We start from the raw sequence: 6,868 nt of genomic DNA on the forward strand, positions 1-6,868 counted from the left end.
ACAATGGGAAAGCTTAGTTGTTCAAGCGGCGCTGGTGCCGTGGGGCCGCAGTCAGCTTGATCGCCGGTGTTGTTTGTCGGGTTTAGGGGCTGTTCCATAGGGGGAATCCAATGTCTCAGAGGGGCGATCTGGAACCTGCGATGTGCTGCGCGAGAACGTAACAGTCCAAGTATATCAGATCGGTGTCACGTTTTAATTGATATTTTTGCAGGCATCAACTAACAGGGGCCTCTCTGGCTTGCGAACGTGACACTTTTTGATATGTCCCCGTTCAGTGTTGACAAGCTGCCCCGCCAGGTGGTGTCGGCCCCTCTGCCAGGCCGATGAAGTTAACGCCGGTTGATAGAGGGCGTCGGTAAAAAGGGAAGTCAACCGATAGAGCTCAAACGGCAGATTTTCGAGCTGCTGTTGCTCGGTTTTTAAGTGGTTTGATGCTATCACGTCATTGTGTGGATATCCTGTCGAGGTATACTTGATGGGCGCTTGAGTTTCAGTGAAAAATGATTTTTGGGCTCAATTTCTTTTTCTTTCAGGAGGTGCTTGCGGTTGAAAATATGGTTTTCTGGATTGGTGCTGATAGTGATGTTGGTTTTTCAAGGTGGTGTAACCTTGACCACAGTTTTTGCGGCAGGTGAAACGACGGGGCTGCATGCTGCAGGTCATCACAACCTGGATTCATCGGCAGGCGCCGCCCAGACAAAATCTTCGCGTAAGAGCTTTTCCCTTTTTGTTAGCGAAGGAGCTGACAGTGAACGCCTGTGGTCACAAACCCGGCTGGTGTTTGCTTCCGGTCTGGTTGCTGCGGGCATTCTCTATACGATGCCATCAGATATTACCGGCTGGGACAAGGATGTCGATGGATCAGAGCTGGCGAATAGATGGTGGGATAATGTGTCGCGGAAACCGGTCTGGGACAAGGATCACTGGACCATTAATTATATTGGCCACGCCTACTTTGGTGGTGTTTACTATCAGGTCGCGCGCAAGTCGGGGTACAACCAGTGGGATTCGTTTGTTTATACTACCCTGATGTCCACCTTTTTCTGGGAGTATGGTATCGAGGCCTTTGCCGAGCGCCCCTCGATTCAGGATCTGATCTACACCCCAATCAGTGGCTGGCTCTGTGGTGAGTGGGCCTACCACGCAGAACAGCGGATTCTGGCTAATAACAGTCAGGTACTAGGCTCGGCAGTGCTGGGCCGCATATCCCTGTTTTTTCTCGATCCGGTGGATCAAATCGGCGACTGGGTCAATCGCTTGAGCGGTCGCGATCTGGTCATCACCGGGGCGGTCTCGGTTGGTGCCTCACGACCTGCATCGACCCACCATTCAGCATTCGGATTGAGCTTGGCCGGCCGTTTCTGATTGTTGCTCTGCGATCTGCAGCAGAGGCAAGTGAGCCCATCTAGTGTCAGACTAGGGATGGTTGGCCTCACTAGCCAGAAGGGCTTTCTTGCGGGCGACGCCGCTACGATATCCGCCGATGGAGCCGTCGCTGCGGACTACCCGGTGGCAGGGGATCAGATAACAGATCGGATTCCGGCCGACCGCCCCGCCAACGGCGCGCGCTGCTGACGGTTGGTCAATTAACTGCGCGAGTTCCTGATAGCTGATCAAATGACCGGGCGGGATGTTCAGCAGCCTGAGCCAGACCTTCAGTTGAAAGTCGGTGCCACGTAGATGCAGGCGCAGGCTTTGCGAATCTTGTTGCGACGGTGGAGCAAACACCCGTTGAGTCAGGGTGGTGGTGGCGCCCTGGTCTTGGTAAAAGGTCGCATGCGGCCAGTTTTTATGCAGCTGTGTCAATGCCCGGATGCTATCGTCATCAAAAAAATCGAGATGACATAAGCCTTTGGCGGTAAAAGCGATCAGTGCTGGGCCAAAGGGAGTTGGGTGGCTTCCGTAGGTGATCTGAATTAACTCTGTTGATATTTTGAGTTGCTGTTTTGCTGTAGTTTCGGTGGTTATCAGCATCTGCATCTCCTCCCTTTTTTCCAGGCTAACACTTGCAGTCAGTGCCGCCAATCCAGGTTCTTGTCATTGTATCTGTTGAGCACCGGGTCGGGAATCCTATGTCAAGGGACGCTTTTCGTCATCCCCGACCCCGCGCGAAGGGCCGCAGCTGAATAGTTCCTTGTCATATTACCGCCGTAGTGACTTTTCTCTTGCAACTTTTTTTCGGTTCGGGTATCTAAATGCCCTCGGGCGCAGCAATTATTATAAGTCTACGTCCCTATCGTCTAGCCTGGCCCAGGACACCGCCCTTTCACGGCGGCGACGGGGGTTCGAATCCCCCTGGGGACGCCAAAAAAATAAAAACCCCCACTGCCCAAGCGGTGGGGGTTTTTGTTTTGTCCCTCGTTTAAAGTGCCGTTGACCTCTTCACTAAAAGCACATATGATTACACATATACTTTTGTGTTGGTTGTGGAGGTTTTCCATGGGACAGGTCACAATTTATCTGGATGATGAGATCGAAGCTAAAATGCGCGCGGCTGCACAGTCTGAAAATCTTTCTCAAAGCAAATGGGTTGCTCAATTGATTAAAGAAAAAACCCTGGATCGGTGGCCGGAGTCAGTCGTCAGATTTGCCGGTACATGGGATGACATGCCTATGGCAGAAGAGATCAGGTCATCCTCCGGCGTTGATACCATCAGGGAGAAATTGTGATGTATGTTCTTGACACCAATACATTGATTTATTTTTTTAAAGGTGTCGGGAATGTTGCGAAAAATCTGCTCAACCATTCCCCAAGGGAGATTGGAATACCAAGTATTGTTTTGTTTGAACTTGAGGTCGGTATCGCTAAATCCAGCGCACCTGACAAAAGAATGGAACAGCTTGAGGAAATTATTTCAATCGTCAGCATCCTTGATTTTACCGCAAAAGAGGCCAAGGTCGCTGCTGCCATCCGTGCCCAACTCGAAAAAGCGGGGACACCAATTGGCCCCTTCGATACTCTGATCGGGGCTACTGCCCTGGCCAACCAGTCCACACTGGTGACCCACAATACAAAAGAATTCAGCCGGATCGCTAAACTACAAATCGAAGACTGGTATTGATAAATGGTATCTGCTTAGCACCGGATCGGGGATCCTATGTCAAGGGACGCTTTTCGTCATCCATGACCGCTTGTTGTCGCCGTCCATGGCGACAAACACCCTTGCCATAGAATCCCCGATCCTGCGCAAGGACAGTGGTGAATAGTTACTATTTTTGTTAGATAACAAGGATCGTGCGTTGACTAATCAACATTCACAACTTGTAGAAATTTTTTCCGATGGGGCCTGTTCCGGTAACCCTGGTCCTGGTGGCTACGGCACCCTCTTGCGCTTCGGCAAACAAGAGAAGGAGCTATCGGGCTTTGCTGAATTGACCACCAATAACCGGATGGAGTTGCTCGGGGCGATCGTTGGCCTTGAAGCCTTGAAGCGCCCGTGTCGCATCCGTTTGACCACCGATTCCCAATACCTGATCAAAGGGGTGACCGAATGGTCTGCCGGCTGGCGTCGCAACGGCTGGCGCAACTCGAAGAAAGAGGAGGTAGCCAACCGTGATTTGTGGGAACGCCTGCTTGAGCTGGTAAAAATCCATGATATTGAATGGGTCTGGGTCAAGGGCCACGATGGCCACGCCGAAAATGAGCGTTGTGATGAATTGGCGCGGTGCGAGATTGTAAAAGCGGCAAGCGGCGTGTCCCGGTCGGCTGGGTAAAAAAAGTACAACTTTTTAACACACGGCTTCTCTGATTGCTGACAGATGTGGTAGTATCCGTCGCGTGTTCATTCATGACGGTCTTTAGGTAAAAGCTTTCCCCTTTGCTGGAGATATCATGCCCCTTCCAGATGCAGGCACTGTTTCACCACCGGTGACCCCGGCAGGCGTCGAAGGTTTCATTTCCTTCGCCCTTTACAGTGTTATTGCCGTAAGTTTGATTCTGCTGCTGATGTTTCTTGCCCGGTTTCTCGGGCAACGCACCACCTCTGCCGAAAAAAATGCGCCTTATGAATCGGCGGTTGATCCGATTGGTGACGCGCGGCTTAGTGGTCCGGTCCCTTTTTATCTGGTCGCCATCTTTTTTATTATTTTTGACCTGGAAGCGGTGTTTATTGTGTCCTGGGCCGTCGCTTATGATCTGCTCGGCTGGAACGGCTTCTGGCAGATTTCCTTTTTTATCGTCAATCTTTTTTTAGGACTGGTGTATCTGTGGAAGATGGGCGCACTGGACTGGGGCGTGCAGCCCGCTCGTAATCGGCGCAGGAGATCTTTATGAGTGAAAAGCTGCCGCAAGGGGTGTTGCTCACCCGTGCCGATGACCTGATTAACTGGGGGCGTAAAAACAGCCTCTGGCCGATGTTTTTTGGGCTGTCCTGCTGTTTTGTCGAAATGATGACGAGCATGACCCCGCGTTTTGACCTGGCGCGCTTTGGCGCGGAAGTGTTGCGTGGCACCCCGCGTGAGTCGGATGTGATGATCATCTCCGGCACGCCGTTTAAGAAGATGGGTGCTTCGATTCTGCGCGTCTATGAGCAGATGCCCAACCCCAAATGGGTGATCGCCATGGGCAGCTGCGCCAATTCCGGCGGCATGTACGATGTTTACAGTGTCATCCAGGGGGTCAACCAGATTCTGCCGGTGGATGTCTATATCCCCGGATGTCCACCCCGTCCCGAGGCTTTTTTGCAGGGGATTATCGAGCTGCAGAAAAAAATTGTCGCCGAGGAACAGCCGGCGCGTAAGGTCTTTGGTATGGCGGGGGGCAGTGAAGGAACAACGGTGCCGCCGCTGGTCGATGGCCTAACCAAGAGCCGTGATCCGCGTGGGCCGGGCTACGGCAATAGTCCGATTCGTGGAACTGTGCAGCAGCCACCTGAATTCAAACACAATCGGTCTGCCGGCAGTTGGCGCCCGCCGCAGCCCAAGCAGGAGTTTCCACCCTCGGCCGAGGCCGTCTATCGTGACGTACAGGAGCGCTTCAAGGGGGATGTGACGATTGATCCGTTAGCGGCTGATATGCCGGTGGTGATCTGTCCGTCGGCGCGGATTCGTGAGCTGCTTTACTTTCTCAAACACGAAGCGGTGATCAAGTATCAGCGCCTCGAAGATCTGACTGCGATTGATGAACGCCTGCGGCGCCAGCCGCGTGATCATCAATTTACCCTGGTCTATCATTTGCTTAACTTCAGCGACCCCGGCTATTTGCGCATCAAGGTGCCTTTGAGCGGTGAATACCCCGAGGCCCCCAGTATTACTGAAATCTGGCCGTCGGCCGGCTGGTATGAGCGTGAAGTCTTTGATATGTTCGGCATTACCTTTGCCGGCCATAAGGACCTGCGGCGGATTCTGATGCCGGCCGCCTGGGAAGGGCACCCCTTGCGCAAGGAACACCCGTCGCGCGCTACCGACATGCCTCCCTTTACCGTTGATACCGCTATGGATTATATCCCGGTGGCAGCGGATAAACTGGTGCCCCTGCCCGGCGCCGATGACGGCAGCATGGTGCTGAACCTCGGGCCGCACCATCCCGGTACCCACGGTGTCTTACGCGTGGTATTGAGGATGCAGGGGGAAGAGTTGACCGATATCGATGTCGATCTCGGCTATCACCACCGTGGTGCCGAAAAGATCGGTGAGCGCCAGCACTGGGCACAATTTATTCCCTACACCGACCGTATCGATTATCTCTCCGGGGTTCAGAACAATCTGGCTTATCTGCACTCCCTCGAAACCCTGCTCGGGGTCTCGGTTCCGCCACGCGCTGATTATGCCCGGGTAATGCTGTGTGAACTGTTCCGTCTGGCCAGCCATCTGGTTTGGCTTGGCACCTACGCTCATGATGTCGGGGCCATGACCCCGGTCTTCTACTGTTTCGACTCGCGCGAAAAGATCTTCGACATCGTTGAAATGATCACCGGCGGGCGCATGCATCCATCCTGGCTGCGCATCGGCGGTCTGCCCCTGGACCTGCCGGAAGGGTGGAAACAGAAGGTTGATAAATTCACCAGCGATTTTGACAAACGCATCAACGAACTTGACAGTATGTTGACTGATGGTCCGGTGTTCCGCGCCCGTAGTGAAGGGGTTGGCATTGTCAGCCTGGATGAAGCCCTCGATTGGGGCTTCTCCGGCCCCAACCTGCGCGCCTGCGGCTCCAGTTGGGATCTGCGCCGTACCATGCCCTACAGCGCCTATAACGACTTTGATTTTGATGTGGTAAGTTTCACTGGCGGGGACTGCTTTGATCGCTACCGCGTGCGCCTGGAGGAACTGCGCCAGTCGTTGCGGATTGTCAAGCAGGCGGCAGAACGCATGCCGGGCGGACGCTGGATGACCGACGACTACCGCTATGCCTATCCGCAACGTGGTGATGGTCTGCATAACATCGAAAGCCTGATTCATCACTTTGTCAATGTCTCGAGCGGTCCGGTTGCGCCCCTGGGCGAAGTGTATCGGGCGACGGAATCAAGTAAGGGGGAGTGCGGTTATTACCTGGTCAGTGATGGTGGCAGCAGCGCCTACCGCTGCCGGATCCGCACCCCGTCCTTTGCCCACATGCAGGCGTTGTCGTGGATCTGCAAAGGGAGCATGCTGGCAGATATGATTGCAGTGATGGGGTCGATTGATTTTATCTTGGCGGACCTCGACCGCTAAAGGGTGGGAGGGGAAGGTTAGTGGGGGTTGTAAAAACCGGTCGGGAATTGCGCACATCGTCCCTTGGCAGGGCGTTACGATCCTATGCCTTAACCAATTTAATTAACACCAACGCGTAAACAGGGCGTTATGACAACGATTGAATCACAGACAACCAGCCATCTGCTTGATCAGCATATTCTGGCTGACTTTATCCAACATGCCGGGGAGATTGAGC

At 53.6% G+C, this 6,868-nt stretch carries 7 protein-coding genes and 1 tRNA gene; 7 read left to right on the top strand and 1 reads right to left on the bottom strand.

Going from position 1 to position 6,868, the window contains the following annotated elements; genetic code table 11:
- The first annotated feature begins 609 nt into the window (after window positions 1–609).
- Entirely contained in the window at window positions 610–1,365 is a 756-nt protein-coding gene (locus tag AC6F7T_RS10930) for a DUF3943 domain-containing protein (protein WP_500718787.1), read from the top strand.
- 51 nt (window positions 1,366–1,416) lie between these two features.
- Here AC6F7T_RS10930 and AC6F7T_RS10935 read toward each other — a convergent pair whose 3' ends face one another.
- Window positions 1,417–1,974, bottom strand: coding sequence for a methylated-DNA--[protein]-cysteine S-methyltransferase (locus tag AC6F7T_RS10935; RefSeq protein WP_500718789.1), 558 nt, complete (start codon window positions 1,972–1,974; stop codon window positions 1,417–1,419).
- Between the two features lie 255 nt (window positions 1,975–2,229).
- Here AC6F7T_RS10935 and AC6F7T_RS10940 point away from each other — a divergent pair.
- The 6 genes from AC6F7T_RS10940 (at window position 2,230) to AC6F7T_RS10965 (ending at window position 6,651) form a co-directional block, all read left to right on the top strand.
- A tRNA-Glu gene (locus AC6F7T_RS10940) sits at window positions 2,230–2,307 on the top strand.
- A 132-nt stretch (window positions 2,308–2,439) separates the two neighbouring features.
- The gene (locus AC6F7T_RS10945) at window positions 2,440–2,670 is read left to right on the top strand and encodes a hypothetical protein (protein ID WP_500718791.1); all 231 of its coding nucleotides are present in this window, start codon (window positions 2,440–2,442) and stop codon (window positions 2,668–2,670) included.
- The gene (locus AC6F7T_RS10950; protein ID WP_500718793.1) at window positions 2,670–3,062 is read left to right on the top strand and encodes a PIN domain-containing protein; all 393 of its coding nucleotides are present in this window, start codon (window positions 2,670–2,672) and stop codon (window positions 3,060–3,062) included. Before AC6F7T_RS10945 ends, AC6F7T_RS10950 begins: the two co-directional genes overlap by 1 nt.
- A 178-nt stretch (window positions 3,063–3,240) precedes the next feature.
- Window positions 3,241–3,714 carry a ribonuclease HI gene (rnhA, locus tag AC6F7T_RS10955; RefSeq protein ID WP_500718795.1) on the top strand — a complete coding sequence of 158 codons (474 nt, stop codon included), beginning with the start codon at window positions 3,241–3,243 and terminating at the stop codon, window positions 3,712–3,714.
- Window positions 3,715–3,832: 118 nt separating this feature from the next.
- On the top strand, window positions 3,833–4,273 hold the full coding sequence (gene ndhC, locus AC6F7T_RS10960; RefSeq protein ID WP_500718797.1) for an NADH-quinone oxidoreductase subunit A: 441 nt from the start codon (window positions 3,833–3,835) through the stop codon (window positions 4,271–4,273).
- A complete protein-coding gene (locus AC6F7T_RS10965; RefSeq protein ID WP_500718799.1) occupies window positions 4,270–6,651 on the top strand; it encodes an NADH-quinone oxidoreductase subunit B/C/D in 2,382 nt (793 codons plus the stop codon). The genes ndhC and AC6F7T_RS10965 overlap by 4 nt, the downstream gene beginning before the upstream one ends.
- Window positions 6,652–6,868 lie beyond the last annotated feature (217 nt).

This window comes from Pelovirga sp., from assembly GCF_059864205.1.